This window comes from Lysobacter sp. S4-A87, from assembly GCF_022637455.1.
Taxonomy (GTDB): domain Bacteria; phylum Pseudomonadota; class Gammaproteobacteria; order Xanthomonadales; family Xanthomonadaceae; genus Lysobacter_J.
Genome location: NZ_CP093341.1, coordinates 2,449,804 through 2,470,327 on the forward strand (window position 1 = coordinate 2,449,804; position 20,524 = coordinate 2,470,327).

At 69.0% G+C, this 20,524-nt stretch carries 11 protein-coding genes and 1 pseudogene; 10 read left to right on the top strand and 2 right to left on the bottom strand.

What is annotated here, in order from left to right; all coding sequences use genetic code 11:
* Positions 1-203: 203 nt before the first annotated feature.
* Genes recC through recD form a run of 3 tightly spaced genes read left to right on the top strand, consistent with a single transcriptional unit; the run spans position 204 to position 8,952 of the window.
* Entirely contained in the window at positions 204-3,530 is a 3,327-nt protein-coding gene (gene recC, locus MNR01_RS11030; RefSeq protein WP_241917856.1) for an exodeoxyribonuclease V subunit gamma, read from the top strand.
* Complete coding sequence (gene recB, locus MNR01_RS11035) at positions 3,527-7,105, top strand: exodeoxyribonuclease V subunit beta (protein WP_241917857.1); 3,579 nt, start codon at positions 3,527-3,529, stop codon at positions 7,103-7,105. Before recC ends, recB begins: the two co-directional genes overlap by 4 nt.
* Positions 7,102-8,952 carry an exodeoxyribonuclease V subunit alpha gene (gene recD / locus MNR01_RS11040; RefSeq protein ID WP_241917858.1) on the top strand — a complete coding sequence of 617 codons (1,851 nt, stop codon included), beginning with the start codon at positions 7,102-7,104 and terminating at the stop codon, positions 8,950-8,952. Before recB ends, recD begins: the two co-directional genes overlap by 4 nt.
* Before the next feature lie 201 nt (positions 8,953-9,153).
* Here recD and MNR01_RS11045 read toward each other — a convergent pair.
* Positions 9,154-10,059: pseudogene (locus MNR01_RS11045) on the bottom strand (LysR substrate-binding domain-containing protein); the annotation flags it as partial.
* Between the two features lie 205 nt (positions 10,060-10,264).
* On the opposite strand from MNR01_RS11045, the gene MNR01_RS11050 reads away from it, so the two are divergent.
* The 7 genes from MNR01_RS11050 to MNR01_RS11080 all read left to right on the top strand — a co-directional run bounded on the left by MNR01_RS11050 (position 10,265) and on the right by MNR01_RS11080 (position 18,987).
* Positions 10,265-10,504, top strand: a complete 240-nt coding sequence (locus tag MNR01_RS11050; RefSeq protein ID WP_241917860.1) for a hypothetical protein — start codon at positions 10,265-10,267, stop codon at positions 10,502-10,504.
* Entirely contained in the window at positions 10,501-11,499 is a 999-nt protein-coding gene (locus MNR01_RS11055; RefSeq protein WP_241917861.1) for an SDR family oxidoreductase, read from the top strand. Before MNR01_RS11050 ends, MNR01_RS11055 begins: the two co-directional genes overlap by 4 nt.
* Entirely contained in the window at positions 11,496-12,689 is a 1,194-nt protein-coding gene (locus MNR01_RS11060) for an efflux RND transporter periplasmic adaptor subunit (protein ID WP_241917862.1), read from the top strand. Before MNR01_RS11055 ends, MNR01_RS11060 begins: the two co-directional genes overlap by 4 nt.
* Positions 12,690-12,802: 113 nt before the next feature.
* A complete protein-coding gene (locus tag MNR01_RS11065; protein ID WP_241917863.1) occupies positions 12,803-15,973 on the top strand; it encodes a multidrug efflux RND transporter permease subunit in 3,171 nt (1,056 codons plus the stop codon).
* Positions 15,966-17,543, top strand: coding sequence for an efflux transporter outer membrane subunit (locus MNR01_RS11070; protein ID WP_241917864.1), 1,578 nt, complete (start codon positions 15,966-15,968; stop codon positions 17,541-17,543). The genes MNR01_RS11065 and MNR01_RS11070 overlap by 8 nt, the downstream gene beginning before the upstream one ends.
* Before the next feature lie 201 nt (positions 17,544-17,744).
* Complete coding sequence (gene folE, locus MNR01_RS11075) at positions 17,745-18,335, top strand: GTP cyclohydrolase I FolE (RefSeq protein WP_200607948.1); 591 nt, start codon at positions 17,745-17,747, stop codon at positions 18,333-18,335.
* Positions 18,336-18,492: 157 nt separating this feature from the next.
* The gene (locus tag MNR01_RS11080; RefSeq protein ID WP_241917865.1) at positions 18,493-18,987 is read left to right on the top strand and encodes a BON domain-containing protein; all 495 of its coding nucleotides are present in this window, start codon (positions 18,493-18,495) and stop codon (positions 18,985-18,987) included.
* Positions 18,988-19,029: 42 nt separating this feature from the next.
* Here the strand turns inward: MNR01_RS11080 and MNR01_RS11085 are convergent, their stop codons facing one another.
* Complete coding sequence (locus tag MNR01_RS11085; RefSeq protein WP_241920592.1) at positions 19,030-20,520, bottom strand: FAD-dependent oxidoreductase; 1,491 nt, start codon at positions 20,518-20,520, stop codon at positions 19,030-19,032.
* Between the last annotated feature and the right edge of the window lie 4 nt (positions 20,521-20,524).

The window sequence follows — 20,524 nt, forward strand, 5'->3', positions numbered from 1 at the left end:
TGCAGCAAGGCCGGCAGTGTCGCCGGACATGGCTGAACGGGAAGCGGGGCGGGCATTGTGGCAGGTTCGACCGGGATGCTCGACGGGATCGGGGGCAGGAGGTCGCAAAACCACAAAGTCACAAATAAAAGGGCGCTGTGCTGCCGGCATGCCGCCCTGGTCTGTCTCAGCGCCTGCGTCGCTGCTCCGGCAAGATAGCGGCGATGCCCGGCCGCCCCGACTTCCGTCTCTACCATTCCAACGCCCTGGACATCCTGGCGCAGCTGCTTGCGCAGGAGCTGCGCAGCCCTGCGCCGGGACAATCGCTGCTGGCACCCGACATCGTCCTCATCCCGCAGGTGGCGATGCGGCGCTGGCTGCAGGCGACCCTCGCCACGACCTACGGCATCGCCGCCAACCTGGAGTTCCTGACGCCCGGCGAGTTCGTCCATCGTTCCCTCGACGCGAACGTGCCCGGCGGCGACCACGACCTCGATGCCGACACGCTGCACTGGCACCTGTACGCCGCACTGGGCGACCCGGCCGCACTGCGCACGCCGGCATTGCGCCCGCTGCGCGCCTACCTGCAGGGCGCCGATGCCCTCAAGCCGTGGTCGCTGGCGGGCGAGCTGGCGGGCGTGTTCGAGAAGTACCAGGCCTGGCGACGCGACTGGCTGCTGGCGTGGGAGGCAGGGCACGAACCCGGCGACCCGCAGGCGGCACTGTGGCGCCGCGTGGCGTCCGGCGGCGGCCATCGCGCGCAGCGAATCGGCGAGTACCTGCAGCGTTTCGGCGACGAGTCGGGTCCGCTGCCGAAGGGCTTGCCATCGCGCCTGTTCGCCTTCGCCACCTTGAACATGTCGCCCGATGTGTTGCGCGTGATCGCCACACAGGCGCGGGTCGGAACGCTGCATTTCTATCTGCCCAGCCCGACGCGCAGTTACTGGGGCGACCTGCAGACCCTGGCCGAGCAGCTGCGCAGCGGCGCCGACGACCCGTTCGGCACGCCGGCTGACGAAAACCCGCTGCTGCAGGCCTGGGGTGCGGCGGGACGCGACTTCATTGCCGTGCTGGGCAGCTACGAAGTCGTGCATCCCTCGCACGAACACGCGCACTACGTCGATCCGGAAGCGGCCGACGGCGACCGGCCAGAAAACGACACGATGCTCGGCCACCTGCAGCGCGACCTGCTGCACCGGCGTGCGCCGGCGCCGTGGCGTGCACAGGTGGACCGCAACGACCCGAGCGTGCAGGTGCACGCCTGCCACACGCGCCTGCGCGAAGTGCAGGTGCTGCACGACCAGCTGCGCGGGCTGCTCGACGACCCGCGATTCGACCCGCCGCTGCAGCCGCGCGACATCGCCGTGCTTGCGCCCGACATCGATCCGTACATTCCCTGCATCGACGCGGTCTTCGGTGGGCGGGCAGGGCGCGAGGACTACATCCCGTTCGCGCTGGCCGATGCCAGCCCGCTCGCCGGCGAACCGCTGGCCGAACTCTTCCTGCGCCTGCTGGCCTTGCCGGTGTCGCGCTTCGGCCTCAACGAAATCCTCGACCTGCTCGCCAGTCCGCCCCTGGCCAGTGCCGCCGGGCTGGATGCACCCGCGCTGGAGCGCCTGCACGGCTGGCTGGAGGAGGCCGGCGTGCGCTGGGGCCTGGACGCAGGCCACCGCGTGCAGCACGACGCGCCGCGCGACGACGCCTACACCTGGTCCTTCGCCCTTGACCGCCTGCTGCTCGGCTATGCCAGCGGCAGCGACGAGGACATCGCCGGCATCGCCCCCTGGCCGGAACTGGAAGGCGGCGCGGTCGACGCGCTCGACACGCTGCTGCGCCTGATGCGCGTGCTCGCCCGACACCAGCGCACGCTGGCCGAGTCGATGCCGCCGGCGCAGTGGCGCGAACGCCTGCTTGGCTTGCTGGATGCTTTGTTCCTGCGGCCCCCGGCGGCCGCCGCCGGGCAACGCGCGCTGGAACGGCTGCGCCTGCTGATCGGCGACTTCGCCCAGTCCGCGCAACGCGCCGGCTTCGATGCGCCCGTGCCTGCCGAGGTCGTGCGCGCGCATTTCGCCGCGCGCCTGTCCGAAGCCGACACGCGTGCGCCGTTGCTCACCGGCGGCGTCAGCTTCGGCCGGATGGTGCCTATGCGGCTGCTGCCGTTCCGCGCGATCTGCGTGCTCGGCCTGAATGATGGCGATTACCCGCGGCGCGATCCTGCGGCCGGCCTGAACCGGCTGAGCGCCGAGCTCGGCACCGCCCATCGACGCCATGGCGACCGCTCGCTGCGCGAAGACGATCGCTTCCTGTTCCTGCAGTTGCTGGCTTCGGCCGGCGACGTGCTCTATCTGAGTTACCAGGGCGCCGACCCGCGCGACGGCAGTCCGCGCGAGCCATCGGTGCTGGTGTCGGAACTGCTCAATGTCATCGCCGACTACCACGCGGCGGACGCAGACGCGAAGCAGTCGCTGGTCGTCCGCCATCCGCTGCAGCCGTTCGCGCCGGCAGCGTTTGGCGATGCCGGCGAACCGCGCCGTTACAGCTATCGCGACGAATGGCACCCGGCGGCCAACCTGCGCGGCGGCGCGCGTCATGCACCGACGCCCTGGCTTGCTGGCCCGCTGGCCGCGGACGACGATGCAGCGCAGGTCACGATGCTCGACAGCCTGCGGCGCTTCCTCTGCGATCCGGCCGGCCAGTTCCTGCGCGAGCGCATGGGCATGCGCCTGCCGGCCGAAGTGGAGGCCGCCGACGACACCGAGCCGCTGCTGCTGCCCGGCGGTGGCTGGTCGCGCGCGCTGTTGCAGCGTGCGGTGCTCGAAGCCCTTCTTGAACAACAGACCGATGGCCTCTACGAACGGCTGCTGGCGCGCGCGCTGTTGCCCTCCGGCCCATTGGGCCGCCGCGAGTTCGAAGCGCTGGTCGGGCAGGCGCGGCCTTACGCGAAGGAATACGCGCAATGGCGCGGCAGCCGACGCCCGCAGGCGCTGACCGTGGAGACCACCGTCGACGACACCGTCCTGCGCGGCCGCATCGATAACGTCTACGACCACGGTCTGGCCCGCGTAAGGATCGGCGAGCCCAATGGGCCCTCGACGATTCGCGCCGGGCTGGACTGGCTGCTGCTGTGTGCGGCGGGACAAGGCATGCCGCTGGTGCAGTTCCACGACGACGGCGATGGCGCGCAGCGGATTGAACGCCCGGCACTGCGCGCCGAGCCGGCGCGCGAGGCATTGCGCCGGCTGTTGCAGCTGCGCGGGCAGGGGATGCGCGAGGCGCTCGCGTTTGCGCCGTACAGCGGCTGGGCGTTGTACAGCGCGCTGCGCGAAGGCATGGACGAAGAAAAGGCCTGGAAGAAGATGTCCGACCGCTGGACCGGCGAGGGCGGTCGCAACTGGGCCGAAGGGGAGGCCGACGCAATCCGGCTCACGCTGCGCGGCCGCGATCTGCTGGCCGAGGAAGGCCTGCGCAGCGCCTTCGCCGCGACCACTCAATGGGTGTTCGATGCCGTCACCGCATACGATCGCGCGACGGCGCCGGAGAGTGGCGCATGAACCTCGCGCTCAACGCCTCCGACCCCTACCTGGCACTGCCGTTGCACGGCGTGCGCCTGATCGAGGCCAGTGCCGGCACTGGCAAGACCTTCACCCTGGCCACGCTGGTCACGCGCCTGATCGTCGAACGCGACCTGCGCATCGGCACGATCCTGGTCGTCACCTTCACCGAAGCGGCCACGCAGGAACTGCGCAAGCGCATCCGCGAACGGCTTGAGGGTGCCGCCGCGCTGGTCGGCACGCCAGCCAGCGGCGAAGAGTCCGCGGATGTCGTGCTCACCCGTCGTGTCATCGAAGACCACCTGGCGGCCAGCGGCGAGGGACGCGAGCAGCTGCAGTTCCGCCTGAAACGTGCAGTGCTGGAAGTCGACCTGGCCGCCATCTTCACCATCCACGGCTTCTGCGCGCGCGTGCTGCGCGAGCACGCCCTTGAAAGCGACCAGCCGTTCGACGCACCGCAACTGCTGACCAGCGATGCCGACCTGCGCGACGCGCTAGCGCGCGACCTGTGGCGCGCCATCGCCGCGCACGGCGACGACGCCACGCTGCTGCCATCGCTGTGGCGCAATCCGGAGGAACTGGCCAAGGACCTGCCCAACCTGCTGGCACCGGTGCCGCTGTTGCCGGAGCCGGCACCCGTGGCGGAGCAGGACGGTGCGCGCGACGACGTCGACAATGCGTTCCGCACACTGAGGCAGGTTTTCACCGACCACGGAGACGCGGCGCGGCGGAAACTCGAGGATGCCATCGACGAAGCGCTGCTGAACAAGTCCAGTTACAAGCGAGAGCACCTCCCTCCACTGTGGAGCGCCCTGGAACAACAGCTCCAGCACGGCGGTCCGTTCGACGAGTACCACGAGAAACTACCCAACCTGCGCCAGGCCACGCTGGTCGACAGGACCAAGACGGCGCTGCGCGCGCGATGCCCGCATTCGCCATTGTTCGTCGCCGTCGGCGACTATCTCGATGCGCGCGCCCGCCATCGCCGCGAGCACGACCGTCAGCGCGTCGACCTGCTGCACCGCGTCCGCGCCGACGCGCGCCGGCGCCTGCACCAGACCAAGCAGACCCTGCGCCTGCAGACCTACGACGACCTGATCGATGATGTCGCCAACGCACTCGGCAGCGACCACGGCGAGGAGCTGGTGCAGCGCCTTCGCCAGCAGTACGCCTTCGCGCTGGTCGACGAGTTCCAGGACACCGACGCGCGCCAGTGGGGCATCTTCGACCGCGTCTTCGGCAAGGGCCGCACCGCCGATGACGACGACGGCGCCCTGTTCCTCATCGGCGATCCGAAGCAGGCCATCTACGGCTTCCGTGGCGGCGACGTGCATACCTACCTGGCCGCCGCCGCGGTCGCCGAGCGCGCGCCGCCGCTGGACCGCAATTTCCGGTCGCGTCCGGGCGTGCTGCGCGCCATCGAATCGCTGTACGGCAACGCCACCGCCGCGGGCGACAAGCCATTCGTGGTGCCGGGAATCGACTTCCATCCGGTCCACCCGGGCGATCTGCGCCGCGACGAGGATTTCCTGGTCGATGGCGCCGCCGCCCCGGCCCTGGTCGTGCGCATGATCGGTCCGGATCGCAACGGCGAGGCCCACAGCGCCGAGCGTTCGCGCGAGCTGGCCACCGACGCCTGCGTCGGCGCCATACACGACGTGCTGTCGCGGGCCCGAGAGAGCCGGGCGCTGATCGATGGCAGACCGGTGCAGCCCGGCGACATCGCCGTCCTCGTGCGCCGCCATCATGAAGCCACGCGGATCCAGCGCGCGCTGACCGCCGTCGGCATCCCGGCGGTGGCGGCCGGCATGCAGAGCCTGTTCGCCACCGACGAGGCGGCGGAGCTGCGCATGCTGTTCGAGGCGCTGCTGCAACCCGCCGACGATGGCCGCCTGCGCACCGCGCTCGCCACCGTCCTGCTGGGCGTGGACGCGTGCACGATCGATTCGCTCGAACGCGACGGCACCGCCTACCGCCAGCACCAGCTCGACGCGATGGCCTGGCGCGAGCGCTGGCAACGCAGCGGGCCGTTCGCGCTGGTGTCGGACCTGTGCGCGGCGCACGCAGAGCGACTGCTCGGCCTGCTCGACGGCGAGCGCCGCCTGACCAACTACCTGCAGCTGGGCGAACTGCTGCAGGACGCCGACGCGCGTTCGCTGGGCCTGCATGGCCTGGTCGACTGGCTCTGCCGGCGCATCGCCGAAGCCGACTCCAACGATGAGGCGCAGTTGCTGCGCCTGGAATCCGACGCGCAGTGCGTGCAGATCGTCACTCTGCACAAGAGCAAGGGCCTGGAATACCCGCTGGTGTACCTGCCGTTCGTCGCCATCGGCGGGCAGCCACCCAGCGCCGACCGCTATTGCATCGTCCACGACGGCGATCGCCGCCAGCTGCGCTGGAAGATCGACAAGGACGATCCGGACTGGAAGAACGCGGCGAGCGAATGGCGCAACGAGCAGCTCGCCGAAGATGCACGCCTGCTCTATGTCGGCCTGACCCGCGCCGGCCTCGCGCTGTGGCTGGCCAGCGGCGAGCTGTATGCCGCGGACAAGACGCGCCTGGCGAAGATGCTCGCCGATGCCGGTGCCCTGCGCGATCACCCGGACATGTCCGTCGTCAGCGGTGACGTCGTCGCGGTCACCACCCCGCTCAACGCAATGCAGACCACCGAGGTGGCGCCGGCGCGGTTGCCGCAGCGTGCGATCCCGCGCGACTGGTGGGTCTACAGCTTCACCCAGCTGGCGCAGGCCGAGGCCGGTGCGGAGGTCGTTGTCGCGGTGGACGAGCGCGGTGCGGTCGACGAGCCGGTCGAGGCCGAGGCGCGCACGGACGAAGTCGAGGCCTTCGACCCGCGCTTCAGCGGCAGCCGCTTCGGCAACGTCCTGCACGACGCACTCGAGCACACCGATTTCGGCGCGTGGCGCCATTGGTCGGACGGTGCCGTCGCGCCGCCGGGACAGGAAGACGTCCTCGCCGGTGCCCTGCGCGCCGGCGGATACGCCGATGAGGACGTCGCCGATGGCTTGCCGATCCTGACGCGCCTGGCCGGCCACACGCTCACCGCGACCTTGCCCGAGGGCGGTCGCCTGTCCGATCTCGACCCGGGTGCCCGCCGCGCCGAGATCGAGTTCCATTTCGCCCTGCAGCCAACCGCCGTCGATGCGCTGATCAAGGTGCTGCACGCCGGTGGCGTGGTCGCCTCACGCCAGGGCTTCGGCACGCGTCGCCGGCTCGAAGGCCTGATGACCGGCAAGATCGACCTGACCTACACCGTCGGCGGCCGCTGGTACGTGCTCGACTACAAATCCAATCGGCTGCCGGCCTACGACCGGGCCAGCCTCGATGCTGCGATGGCGCACAGCGAGTATGACCTGCAGGCGCTGATCTACACCCTGGCCCTGCACCGCTGGCTGCGCTTCCGCCTCGGCGATGGCTACGACTACGCACGCGATTTCGGTGGCGTGCGTTACCTGTTCTGCCGCGGTCTGGCGGAGGGGGAGGGTATCCACGCCCATGCGCCCGATCCGGCCCTGGTCGACGCGCTCGACTCGCTCTTCGCCGGAGGTGCGGCATGAGCCTGCTCGAAGCGCTGTACCGCGCCGGCGCCCTCAACACACTCGACCACGCCTTCGCCCAGAGCCTGCGCCGGCTGGGTCGCCGCGATACCAGCACGGATCTGTTCGGCGCCGATACGCCCGACACCGTGCTGGCCGCCGCAGCGCTGGCATCGCAGTCCGTCGCCCGCGGCCACGCCGCCTTCGACCCGGCGCAGCCGTCGTGGCTGCAGGACAACGCGGTCGCCTGGCCCAACGCGCGGGCGTGGCGCGATGCGCTGCAGGGCTCGCAGTGGGTCAGCGAGCCGCAAGCCGACGAGATTGCCGCCGGCGACCGGCCGCTGGTGTGGGAAAACGGCCTGTTGTACCTGCGCCGCTACCGCGAATACGAGCGGCGACTCGGCGTCGGCCTGCTGCGCATCGCGACGGCGCGACCGCGGTTCGATGGCGTCGATGGCGTGGCCTGGCTGTTCGCCACGCTGTTCCCGAACGCCCGCGAAGGCGATCGCCAGGCACGCGCGGCCGCGCTGGCGCTGATGCAGTCGTTGCTGCTGGTCACCGGCGGCCCGGGCACCGGCAAGACCACCACCATCACCCGCGTGCTGCTGTTGCTGATCGCCCAGGCACGCCACGCCGACCTGCCACCACCGCGCATCGCGCTGGCCGCGCCGACCGGTCGCGCCGCCGAACGCATGGCAGAGAGCCTGCGAGCGGCGAGCCTGCAACTGCGCGGGCTCGAAGGTGTCGATGCCACGCTCTGCGATGCCTTGCCCGTGGCCGCCAGCACCCTTCATCGCCTGCTCGGCACGATCCCCGGCAGCCCGCGCTTCCGCCATGACGCCGGCAATCCGCTCGCGTTCGATGTCATCGTCGTCGACGAGGCGTCGATGGTGGACCTGCCGTTGATGTGCAAGCTGGTGGAGGCCGTCGCCGATGGCGCCCGCCTGATCCTGCTCGGCGACAGAGACCAGTTGCCCTCGATCGAGGCCGGCGATGTGCTCGCCGCGATCACCGATGCGGCAGGCGAGGGCGAGGCGTTGCCGGTGTCATTGGCGCAGAGCCTGCAGCCCCTGCTTGGCGACACCGCAACGGCATCGCCTGCGGGCACCCCGTTGAGCGGACACCGCGTGCAGCTGCTGCGTGGTTACCGCCAGTCGCAGTCGCTGGACCTGGCGCCGCTCGCCGACGCGCTGCGTGTCGGCGATGCCGACCGCACCAGCGAACTGCTGCGCACCAACGCGCTCGCCGGCGTCCACTTCCACGAGGGCGTCACCGACCCGCTGGTCGGGCCGCGGCGGGAAACGCTGCTGTCCGTCTGGCGCGGGTTGCTCGAACTCGATGACCCGGTGGTCGCCCTGCAACGTGCGTCGGCCCTGCGCGTGCTGACCGCATTGCGCGAAGGCGCGCAGGGTGCAGGCGTGCTCAATGCCCGCATCGAAGAGGCGCTGGCCGGTGCCCATCGCGATCCGTACTTCCATGGCAGGCTGCTGCTGGTGACGGAGAACAGTTACCGCCACGGATTGTTCAATGGCGACATCGGCGTCTGCCAGCGCGACGCCAAGGGCCACACCGTGGCCTGGTTTGCCGGTGGCAGCGAAGGCGTCCGCGGCTTCCACCCCGCTGCGCTGCCGGCGCATACCGGCGCGTTCGCGATGACGGTGCACAAGGCGCAGGGCTCGGAGTTCGACACGGTGTGGCTGCTGCTGCCGCGGCAGGACGCGCGGACTTTGTCGCGCGAGCTGCTGTATACGGCGGTCACTCGCGCACGCAGCGAACTGCATGTGTGCGCGAGTGACGCGGTGCTGCGTGCGGCGCTGGCGCGACACGCGGCGCGGGTATCGGGGTTGGCCTGGCGGTTGCGGGGCTAGGGCGGCCCTCCAGTCCAAGGGAGTGCCGCCTCACTCCTCTTCGTCGATCTCCGACCCCACCGGCTCCTGCAGCGGCTTGGCCTTGCGCTTGGCTTTCGCCGCCGGCAGCCCGGCGACCTTGGCCAGCTCGGCGGTGATCGCTTCGGCGGCCGACTTCTCCGCTGCCTGGTAGCGCGCACGCACGTTCGGGCACAGCACCTGCATGTAGTCGGCGTCGAAGTTGAGGCGCTCGACCAGGAAGTCGACGAACGCGCGCACCTTCGGTGACTGCACGCGGCCGCGCGGGAACACGGCGTTGAACTCGTACTCCGGTCCGGTCCAGCCGGCCAGCACCCGCTGCACGTAACCCTGCTCGGCATAGGCCTTCACGGTGACGTCGCTGGCCAGCATCAGCCCTTCACCGCACAACAGCGCACCACTGAGCGGCGCCGGATCGTTGGCGAGCAGCACCGGGTCGATGCGGTAATCGACCGTTCGCTGGCCATCGCTCAGCGACCAGAAATACTGGCCGTTGCGACGCGACTTCGGCATCGCCACCGTGCGGTGGTGGATCAGGTCGTCAGGGTGCAGCGGTTCGCCGTGGCGGGCGATGTAGTTCGGGCTCGCATAGACCTGGGTACGGAACGTGGCCAGCTTGCGTGCGATCAGGTTGGAGTCGGGAAGGTTGCCCACGCGCAGGGCGACATCGATTTCCTTGTCGATGATGTCCAGCGCTTCGTTGGTCAGCACCATGTCGACGCGCACTTCCGGATGGCGCGCATGGAACTCGCCCAGCAGCGGCGCGATCCAGGTGATGCCGACCGAGTACGGCGCGGTGAAGCGCAACCAGCCGCGTGGGCCGCCCTGCAACTGGCCCACCGCGCTCTCGGCTTCGTCGAGTTCGCGCGCGATGCGCTGGCAATGTTCGAAGTAGATGTTGCCGGCTTCGGTCAGGCCGAGCTTGCGCGTGGTCCGGTGCAGCAGCTGCGCACCGAGGCGGGTTTCCAGTTCCTGGACCTTGCGGCTGACCGTGGTCTTGGGCAGCTGCAGGGCGCGGGCGGCGGAGATGAAACTGCCGTGTTCGACCACCCTCACGAAGATCAGGGTGTCATTTAGATCGCGGGCCATGGCGGGGGGCTCCTGGGTGGCGCGCCGGGGGAGGCGGGGAGGTCCATGGGGGGTTTGGACCGATCACGGGACAATTATTCCCTCAATTACCGGCTAATCAAGTGCCGGTCGGAGGCCTAGTCTGTCCCGCAGATTCCCCCAATCCCCTGCCTGGTCCCCCGCCATGTTGACTCCCCGCCAAGCCCGTTACGCCTTCCTGCCGTTGATGCTGATCGCCATGACGGCGCTGATCGGCCTGGCCGCGCTCGTGGTCCAGCAGGGCCTGGCCGCGGGCCCGGACGAATTCTGGATGCTGACCTGGGTGCTCGCGTTCACCCTCGTCCTGCCGGCCGCGATGCTGGTTCTTCCCATCATCAGTGCTGTCCTGCAGCAGGCCACGCGTCGCGAAACCGTCCCGGTGGCGGGAGAGAAAATCCCGCATTCGGGACATTGGAGCCGGATGTGAAATCCCCCGTCGCCCGTCCCGCCCAGCAGGCATCGGCCCAGAAGGCGTCGGTTGCCAGGACGCCCGTCGTCGTCCTGGGAGCCACGGGCGGAGTCGGCCGCGGCGTGGTCGAGGCCGCGCTCGCGGCCGGCCGGCCGGTGATCGCGGTCGCCCGCGACAAGTCCGGCCTGCAATGCCTGAAGTCGCACCACCCCAAGGCCGACCTGAGCGTGGTTGCCGGTTCGATCAGCAGTGACGCCGACGGCGAGCGCCTGGCCAAGGCGCTGGGCAAGCTCGGCCGGCCGATCGGCGGAGTAATCGCGGCGGTCTCGGGCAGTTCCGGCCGCGGCCGCCTGCTCGACCATCCCGCTGCCTACCTGCGCCAGCGCCTCGACGAGGACCTGCTGCCGCACCTGGCGGCGGCACGGCACCTGCTGCCGCTGCTGGCACAGGGCAACCGTGGTGGCACCTATGTGCTGATTGGCGGGCCGGGCGCGGAACAGCCATGGGCCGGCTATGGCCATCGCTCCATCGCCACTGCGGCGCTGCGCATGCTCGCGCGCGTGCTGCATGAAGAGGCGCGGAGCATGGGTGTGCGCGTGCAGCTGCTGTCGATCGACAGCCCGGTCAGCACCGAACTCAATCGCGAGCACGCCTGCCCGCAATGGCCCAGCGCGATTGCCGTCGGCCAGCGCGCATTGGCCCTTGTCGAACCGATTGGTACCGCTACCGCGGCGCAGGCGGTGGTCCGTTACGCCGACGTCGTACCCAACGACAGCGTCGATGTCGATTCCGTCGACGCTGGTTCGATTACCTCTCAGGTAACGGACGAATACGAAGCGCAAGCCCAAGCTGACGCTCAAACCGCAACCGAAGTCACATCGGGCCCTGACGCACTGCTGCCATCACGCTGTCTGCAGGACGCGCGCACGCTGCTCAGGAACCTGCTTTCACCCAGTAACGAAACCAATAACAACAACCCGCCGTTTTCGAACCAGGAACCTTCCTCGCCATGAGCCCCCGCAAAGCATTGGCCCGCTCCACCTCCGGAGTACCCGTCCTCGCCCTTGCGGCGAGCCTTCTGTTTGCTGCGGTCATCACCGCCTGCAGCAGCCAGGCCGAGCCCGGCGCGGGCATGCCGCCGCCGCCGGAAGTCAGCGTTGCCCAGGTGCTGAGCAAGCAGGTCAGCGAGTGGGACGACTTCACCGGTCGCGTCACCGCGATCGAAACGGTCGAACTGCGTCCGCGCGTCTCCGGTTACGTCGAGCGCGTGGCCTACCAGGAAGGCCAGGAAGTGAAGAAGGGCGACCTGCTGTTCGTCATCGACCAGCGCCGCTACAAGGCCCAGCTGGACCAGGCCCAGGCCGACCTCGAGCGCGCCCGCGCCGAGGCCCGTCTCGCCCAGACCCAGGACGTGCGTGCCCAGACCCTGGTCGAGGCGAAGGCGATCTCGCGCGAAGAGTTCGAGACCCGTCGTGCCGCCACCACCCAGGGCAACGCCGCGGTGCGTGCAGCCGAAGCGGCCGTCGCCAACGCCCAGCTCGACCTGCAGTTCACCCAGGTGCGTTCGCCGATCAACGGCCGCGCCGGTCGCGCCGCGGTCACCGAGGGCAACCTCGCCCAAGCCGATTCGACGCTGATGACCACGCTGGTCTCGCAGGACCCGGTGTTCGTCTACTTCGAAGCCGACGAGCAGAGCTTCCTGCGCTACCAGGCGCTGGCCCGCGACGGCAAGCGTGCGCAGTCGCAGAACCCGGTTCGCGTCGGCCTGGCCAACGAGCAGGGCTACCCGCATGAAGGCACGGTCGACTTCACCGACAACCAGGTCGATGCAGCCACCGGCACCATCCGCGCCCGCGCCGTGTTGCGCAACCCGGACCGCATCTTCACCCCGGGCCTGTTCGCGCGCGTGCAGCTGGAAGGCAGCAGCAGCGTCAAGGCGATGCTGATCGACGAGAAGGCCGTGCTGACCGACCAGGACCGCAAGTACGTCTACGTGCTCGGCCCGAAGAACGCCGCCACCCGCAAGGATGTGCAGCTCGGCCGCATCGTCGACGGCCTGCGCGTCGTCAACGCGGGCCTGGCACCGACCGACAAGGTGATCGTGCACGGCGTGCAGAAGGTGTTCTTCCCGGGCATGCCGGTGTCACCGAAGCAGATCGCGATGGGCGCGGCTGCTCCCGAGATGAAAGTCGCGATGAAGTAATCGAGTGCCCCTCCCCTGCCTGCAGGGGAGGGCGGAAAAAGCAGTCACCGTTTGGCGACGCCCCCGGCGTCGCCCAGGACTTTGCGGCCTGAAGGCCGCATCAGGAACCCCTCATGGACTTTTCAAAGTTCTTCATCGACAGACCGATCTTCGCCGCCGTGCTGTCGATCGTGATCTTCGCCGCCGGCCTGATCGCCATACCCATCCTGCCGATCAGCGAGTACCCGGAAGTGGTGCCGCCTTCGGTGGTGGTGCGCACGGTCTACCCGGGCGCCAACCCGAAGGTGATCGCCGAAACCGTGGCCACGCCGCTTGAAGAAGCGATCAACGGCGTCGAGGACATGATGTACATCAAGTCGGTCGCCGGTTCCGACGGCGTGCTGCAGATGACCGTCACGTTCCGTCCCGGCACCGATGCCGACGACGCGGCCGTGCGCGTGCAGAACCGCGTCGCGCAATCGCTCGCGCGCCTGCCCGAGGACGTTCGCCGGCAGGGCGTGACCACGCAGAAGCAGTCGCCGACGTTCCTGATGGTCGTGCACCTGACGTCGCCTGACGGCAAGTACGACACGCTGTACCTGCGCAACTACGCCCGCCTGCACGTCAAGGACGCGCTCGCGCGCATCCAGGGCGTCGGCGACGCGCAGATCTTCGGCGGTGGCGACTACGCCATGCGCGCCTGGCTCGACCCGGACAAGATCGCCTCGCGCGGCCTCACCGCTGGCGACGTGGTGCGGGCGATGCGCGAGCAGAACGTGCAGGTCTCGGCCGGCCAGCTCGGCGCCGAGCCGATGCCGAGCAGCGACTTCCTGACCCTGATCAACGCCCAGGGCCGCCTGCGCTCGGTCGAGGAGTTCGGCCAGATCGTGCTCAAGAGTGGCGCCGACGGCGAGATCGTCCGCCTGTCCGACGTCGCCCGCCTGGAACTGGGCGCCGGCGACTACACGCTGCGTTCGCAGCTCGACGGCAAGAGCGCGGTCGGCATCGGCATCTTCCAGGCGCCGGGCGCGAACGCGCTGGAGATCCAGGAGAAGGTGATCTCGTCGATGGACGAGATGTCCAAGCGCTTCCCGGCCGGCGTCAAGTACGAGGCCGTGTACGACACCACCATCTTCGTGCGCGATTCGATCAAGGCCGTGGTGACCACGCTGCTGGAAGCGATCGCACTGGTGGTGCTGGTGGTGATCCTGTTCCTGCAGACCTGGCGCGCTTCGATCATTCCGCTGATCGCGGTGCCGGTGTCGGTGGTGGGCACGTTTGCCGCGCTGTACCTGCTCGGATTCTCGATCAACACCCTGAGCCTGTTCGGCCTGGTGCTGGCGATCGGCATCGTGGTGGACGACGCGATCGTGGTCGTGGAGAACGTCGAGCGCAACATCGAGGAAGGCCTGTCGCCGATGGATGCGGCGCACCAGGCGATGAAGGAAGTGTCCGGGCCGATCGTCGCGATCGCGCTGGTGCTGTGCGCGGTGTTCGTGCCGATGGCGTTCCTGTCGGGCGTGACCGGGCAGTTCTACAAGCAGTTCGCGGTGACCATCGCCATCTCGACGGTGATCTCGGCGATCAACTCGCTGACGTTGTCGCCGGCCCTGGCCGCGCGCCTGCTCAAGCCGCACGGCGCACCGAAGGACGCACCGTCGCGCCTGATCGACCGCGCGTTTGGCTGGGTATTCCGTCCGTTCAACCGCTTCTTCAACTCCAGCTCCAACAAGTACCAGGGTGCCGTTTCCCGCACGCTGGGCCGTCGCGGCGCGGTGTTCGCGGTGTACGCGGTGCTGCTGGTCGCCACTGGCCTGATGTTCAAGATCGTGCCGGCCGGCTTCATTCCGATCCAGGACAAGCTGTACCTGATCGCCGGCGTGAAGCTGCCTGAGGGCTCGTCGATCGCCCGTACCGATGCGCTGCTGAAGAAGGTCAGCGACATCGCCATGAACACCGACGGCGTGGCGCATTCGATCGCGTTCCCGGGCCTGAACGCCCTGCAGTTCACCAACACGCCCAACACCGGCGTGGCGTTCTTCCCGCTCAAGCCGTTCAGCGAGCGCAACGGACGCACTGCCGAGCAGATCAACGCCGAGATCAACCAGAAGATCGCCGGGCTGCAGGAAGGCTTCACCTTCTCGTTCATGCCGCCGCCGATCCTGGGCCTGGGCAATGGTTCGGGCTACCAGATGTTCATCGAGGACCGTGGCAACCTCGGCTACGGCGCGCTGCAGAACGCGGTGAACTCGTTCCAGGGCGCGGTGTCGCAGACGCCGGGCATGGGCTTCCCTATCAGCAGTTACCAGGCCAACGTGCCGCAGCTCGACGCCGAGGTCGATCGCGTCAAGGCCAAGGCACAGGGCGTGCCGCTGACGGAGCTGTTCGACACGCTGCAGACCTACCTGGGTTCGGCGTACGTCAACGACTTCAACCAGTTCGGCCGTACCTGGCAGGTGATCGCCCAGGCGGACGGTTCCTACCGCGACAGCGTCGAGGACATCGCCAACCTGCGTACCCGCAATGACCGCGGCGAGATGGTGCCGATCGGCTCGATGGTGACGATCAAGCAGACCTACGGCCCCGACCCGGTGCTGCGCTACAACGGTTATCCGGCGGCCGACCTGGCAGGCGAAGCCGATCCGCGCATGCTGTCGTCGGCGCAGGCCATGGGCCAGCTCGAGGAAATCGCCGCCAAGGTGCTGCCCAACGGCATGAGCCTGGAGTGGACCGACCTGAGCTTCCAGCAGGCCACCCAGGGCAATGCCGCGCTGGTAGTGTTCCCGCTCGCGATCCTGCTCGCCTTCCTGGTGCTGGCGGCGCTGTACGAAAGCTGGACCCTGCCGCTGGCGGTGATCCTGATCGTGCCGATGTGCATGCTCTCGGCCCTGGCCGGCGTGTGGCTCACCGGTGGCGACAACAACGTGTTCGTGCAGGTGGGCCTGGTCGTGCTGATGGGCCTGGCGTGCAAGAACGCGATCCTGATCGTCGAGTTCGCCCGTGAACTTGAGATGCAGGGCAAGAGCATCGTCGAAGCCGCCCTGGAAGCCTGCCGCCTGCGTCTGCGCCCGATCGTGATGACCTCGATCGCCTTCATCGCCGGCACCGTGCCGCTGGTGCTGTCGCATGGCGCCGGTGCCGAGGTCCGCTCGGCCACGGGCATCACCGTGTTCGCCGGCATGCTCGGCGTGACCCTGTTCGGCCTGTTCCTGACTCCGGTGTTCTATGTCGCCCTGCGCAAGATGGTGAGCAAGACGCCGAAGTGGGTCAGCGAGCAGAGCTCGATGGGGAAGGCCCATGCGTAAGACGCCGATGAATGCACCGAACAGCCAGGCACTGAATCGCAACGAGGATTCCATCGTGCAGATACCGCAACGACTGAAGGTCGCCTCGGTGGCGAAAGTATTCGCGCCGTCGCTGCTGGCGCTCGCGCTGGCCGCGTGCGCGGTCGGGCCGGACTACGTTCGCCCTGACATGCCGAAGCCGGCCACCTTCGCCCGAGACGAAGGCGCACCCGCCACGGCCACCGCTTCGCCCGACGGCAGCAATGCCGCCGCGGCGGAGACGGCGACGCCGCAGGCCAACGCCGAGTTCTGGACCAGCTTCAACGACCCGCTGCTGACGCGGCTGGTCGAGGAATCGCTGGTCGCCAACCACGACCTGCGCATCGCCCTGGCCAGCTACGACCGTGCCAACGCATTGCTGCGCAACGCCAAGCTCGACCGCTTCCCGACCGTGACCGCCAGCGCCACGGGAACGGACTCGCGCTCGAGCGCGGACCAGGCACCGGGCGTCGGCCGCAACGATCGCGACGGCGAGAGCTACAACGTGCAGGCCGACGCCAGCTGGGAACTCGACCTGTTCGGTCGCGTCCGCCGCAACGTCGAGTCGCAGCGCGCTGAAGCATGGGCGACGGCTTCCGACCTGGACGCCTTGCAGGTCGCCATCGTCGGCGAAGTGGCCCGCACCTATGTCGAACTGCGCGGCCTGCAGGAGCGGCTGCGCGTGGCCCGCGACAACTCCGAGAACCAGCGCGAGACCCTGCGCCTGGTGCAGGCCCGCTTCGATGCCGGCCGCGGTACCGAGTTCGATACCTCGCGTGCCCGCGCCCAGCTCGAAGCGACCCTGTCGCGCGTTCCCAACCTGGAAGCGCAGGTCGCGGTGAACATGCATCGACTCGGCGTGCTCACCGGGCAGACGCCCGAAGCGCTGATCGGCGACCTGACGCCGCAGCAAGCGTTGCCGACACTGCCGGCGCGGCTCGACCCCGGTACCCCGGGCGAACTGCTGCGCAACCGTCCCGACGTGATCGCCGCCGAGCATCGCCTGCATTCCGCCACCGCCAGGATTGGCGTGGCCACGGCCGACCTGTTCCCGCGCTTCACGCTGTTCGGTTTGATCGGCAGCCAGGCAATCGACAGCAGCGCGCTGTTCGAGCGTGACAGCGAGACCCGCCTGGTCGGGTTGGGCATCGACTGGTCGTTCCTCGACATCGGCCGGGTGCGTGCGCGCATCGCCGCAGCCGATGCCGACGCGGCCGGCGACCTTGCCCGCTACGAGCAGGCCGTGCTGCTGGCGCTGGAAGACACCGAGAACGCGCTGGTGCGCTACGCCCGGGCCCGCGTCGAGGACCAGCACCTGGAGCAGGCCGCGATCGACAGCGCGACCGCGGCACGCCTGGCGCGCGTCCGCTACGAGGCCGGTGCGGCCGACCTGTTCGAGGTGCTCGATGCCGAGCGCACGCAGCTGGTCGCGCAGGAGGCCTTCGCCGACGGCCGTACCCGCAGCGTCAGCAACGCGGTCGCGCTGTACAAGGCGCTGGCCGGCGGTTGGCCGACCCGCGTGCCGCTGCGCGAGGACGTAGCCCAGCGCTGACACCCTTCCCCCATCCAAACCGACGGCCGGTGGCGGCACGCTTTCCCCCTCCCTCGGGCGTGTCGCCATCGGTTGCTCGGCGCGGTCAATCAAGGCCTCGCAGCCTTCTTCACGCCGCAGGGCCTCATCCCGCCTGCGGCGTTTTTTTATCCTCTCCGCCCCGGTGGAGTAGCATTTGCGTCCCCCAAAGGAGCCCGCGTCATGGCCGACAACGACAAGCCGTCCCGCGAACAGGCCGAAGCGGCCGTGCGCACCCTGCTGCGCTGGGCCGGCGACGACCCGGCCCGCGAAGGCCTGCTCGACACGCCCAAGCGCGTGGCCAAGGCATACACGGACTGGTTCAGCGGCTATGCCGAGGACCCGGCCGATTACCTCAAGCGCACCTTCGAGGAAGTCGAGGGCTATGACGAGATGATCGTGCTGCGCGACATCGAGTTCGAGAGCCATTGCGAACACCACATGGCACCGATCATCGGCAAGGCGCACGTCGGCTACCTGCCGGACGGCAAGGTCGTCGGCATCAGCAAGCTCGCGCGCGTGGTCGAGACCTACGCGCGACGCTTGCAGGTGCAGGAGAAGATGACCGCGCAGATCGCGCAGGTGATCCAGGATGTGCTGCAGCCGCGCGGTGTCGGTGTGGTGATCGAAGGCGCGCACGAGTGCATGACCACGCGCGGAGTGCACAAGCGCGGCGTGAGCATGATCACGTCGAAGATGCTGGGCAGCTTCCGCGAGGATGCGCGGACCCGTGCGGAGTTCCTGCAGTTCATCGATGTCGGGCCGGGGCGGTAACCGGCCGTACACTGCGTTGCCGTTGGTTCAGCCGACGAGCGAGCGCGATCGCGCCCTGATTCGGCCGCATTAAGCAAATCATGGCCGTTTCTTCGCACATCGTTTGCGAACGCTTTGGCAGGATCCAGGTTCACGTCAACGGATCCTGGAGATGCCCATGAGCGAGCCATCCGCGCGGAACACGTTGAAAGTGGTGTGCAGCATCGCGGCGGCATTCGCCGCCGGTGCGCTGGCGATGTACCTGATGGACCCCAACACCGGGCGCCGGCGTCGTGCCTTGATCCGCGACCGCAGTGCATCGCTAGGCAGCGATGCCGGACATTACGTGCGTGGCAAGGCCAGGCGCGCCGCCCATCGCCTCAAGGGCGTTGCCGCGCGCGGGCGCTCCAGCCTGTCGTCCGAGCTACTCGACGACGACCGCCTGCACGATCGCATCCGCGCCCGACTGGGTCGCGTGGTGGGTCATCCGCGCGACGTCGAGGTGCACGTGCACGATGGATGGGTGCAGCTCAAGGGCGCCGTGGCCGAGGAGGAGTTCGAGGATCTCCTGCGCGAGGTCTCGGCGATGCGCGGCGTACGAAATCTGGAAAGCTTGCTGCGCACCAATTCCTCGCCAGGGCAGCCGGAAGGGCCGCGACTGGGGCCGCACTGAACACGCCGCTTGTGTGCCGCAACACCTGCGGCACACCTTCCGTCACCCCAGGAGCAATCGCACAATCCCGGCGGCAGCTTCCCTTCCTTCGTACGCCGCCGTGACCACCAGGTCGGCGCCACGGACGCTGTCGCCACCGGCGAAGACCCGTGGATTTGCTGTCTGGAACGGCAGCCGCGCATCCGCGGGCGCCTTCTTCCGCGAGCCACAGCCCGTGGCGGCAGGCTGCACGCGAATGCGTCCGTTGCCTTCCAGCTCGATCCCATGCGCAGACAGCCATTCCGGCGGATCGGGCTGGAAGCCGAACGCGATGATCACCACGTCTGCCGCCAGCACGGACTCGCTGCCTTCGACGATCTCGGCATTCTGGCGGCCCTGTGCATCGGGTGCGCCCAATCGGGTCTCGGCCACGCGCACGCCGGAGACGTCGCCGTCTTCGCCGAGCAGTTCCAGCGGCTGCCGGTTGAACAGGAACTGCACGCCTTCCTCGCGCGCATTGGACACCTCGCGCGCCGAGCCGGGCATGTTGGCTTCGTCGCGGCGATAGGCGCAGGTGACGCGCGATGCGCCCAGGCGCACCGCGCTGCGCACGCAGTCCATGCCGGTGTCGCCGCCGCCGAGCACGACCACGCGCTTGCCGCGCAGGTCGGGCAGGGCGACGTGGTCTTCCCAGCCGGCGATCGGCTTGCCGACGACGTCATCGGCGCCGTGCACCAGGCGCCCGTTCTGCACCAGGAAAGGCAGGGCAGGCAGGACGTTGCGCAGGTCCTGGCCCGGCAGTCCGCCATCGGTATAGCGATAGCTGCCCAGTCCCAGGAACACCGCGTCGAACTCCGCCAGCAGCGTGTCCAGGCCTACGTCGCGACCGATCTCGACGCCGAGGCGGAACGTCACGCCCATGCCCTCGAGCACGTCGCGGCGCGTGGCCATCACCGACTTGTCGAGCTTGAAACTGGGGATGCCGAAGTGGAGCAGGCCGCCGATCTGTTCGTAACGGTCGAACACCACCGCTTCGATGCCGGCACGCGCCAGCCGGTCCGCGCACGACAGACCCGCCGGGCCGGCACCGATCACCGCCACGCGCTTGCCGGTGGCGACCACGCGCGAGAGGTCCGGCCGCCAGCCGTCGGCGAGCGCGCGGTCGGCGATGTACTTCTCGACCGCACCGATGGTGACCGCGCCGAAACCGTCATTGAGCGTGCAGCTGCCTTCGCACAGGCGATCCTGCGGGCACACGCGCCCACACACTTCCGGCAGCGGGTTGGTCTCGTGGGCGAGCGCGGCGGCCTCGTGGATGCGGCCTTCGCGCGCCAGTTCGAGCCAGTTCGGGATGTAGTTGTGCAGCGGGCACTTCCAGGCGCAGTACGGGTTGCCGCAGTCCAGGCAGCGCCCGGCCTGGTGCTTGGCCTCGGCCTCGCCGAAGCGACCGTAGAGTTCGTTCCAGTCGCCGCTCTGCCGCAACTCGAGCGGGATCCGCGCCGGCATCTGCCGGGGGGTCTCGCGGAAGGCGAACACGGGCTTCTTTGCGTCCATCTTG

Bases quoted from the DNA above. Each gene is read 5' to 3' on its own strand.
- MNR01_RS11065 (WP_241917863.1), top strand. From the start codon at position 12,803: ATGGACTTTTCAAAGTTCTTCATCGACAGACCGATCTTCGCCGCCGTG.
- MNR01_RS11085 (WP_241920592.1), bottom strand. From the start codon at position 20,520: ATGGACGCAAAGAAGCCCGTGTTCGCCTTCCGCGAGACCCCCCGGCAG.
- recC (WP_241917856.1), top strand. From the start codon at position 204: ATGCCCGGCCGCCCCGACTTCCGTCTCTACCATTCCAACGCCCTGGAC.
- recB (WP_241917857.1), top strand. From the start codon at position 3,527: ATGAACCTCGCGCTCAACGCCTCCGACCCCTACCTGGCACTGCCGTTG.
- MNR01_RS11070 (WP_241917864.1), top strand. From the start codon at position 15,966: ATGCGTAAGACGCCGATGAATGCACCGAACAGCCAGGCACTGAATCGC.
- MNR01_RS11060 (WP_241917862.1), top strand. From the start codon at position 11,496: ATGAGCCCCCGCAAAGCATTGGCCCGCTCCACCTCCGGAGTACCCGTC.
- MNR01_RS11050 (WP_241917860.1), top strand. From the start codon at position 10,265: ATGCTGATCGCCATGACGGCGCTGATCGGCCTGGCCGCGCTCGTGGTC.
- MNR01_RS11080 (WP_241917865.1), top strand. From the start codon at position 18,493: ATGAGCGAGCCATCCGCGCGGAACACGTTGAAAGTGGTGTGCAGCATC.
- folE (WP_200607948.1), top strand. From the start codon at position 17,745: ATGGCCGACAACGACAAGCCGTCCCGCGAACAGGCCGAAGCGGCCGTG.
- recD (WP_241917858.1), top strand. From the start codon at position 7,102: ATGAGCCTGCTCGAAGCGCTGTACCGCGCCGGCGCCCTCAACACACTC.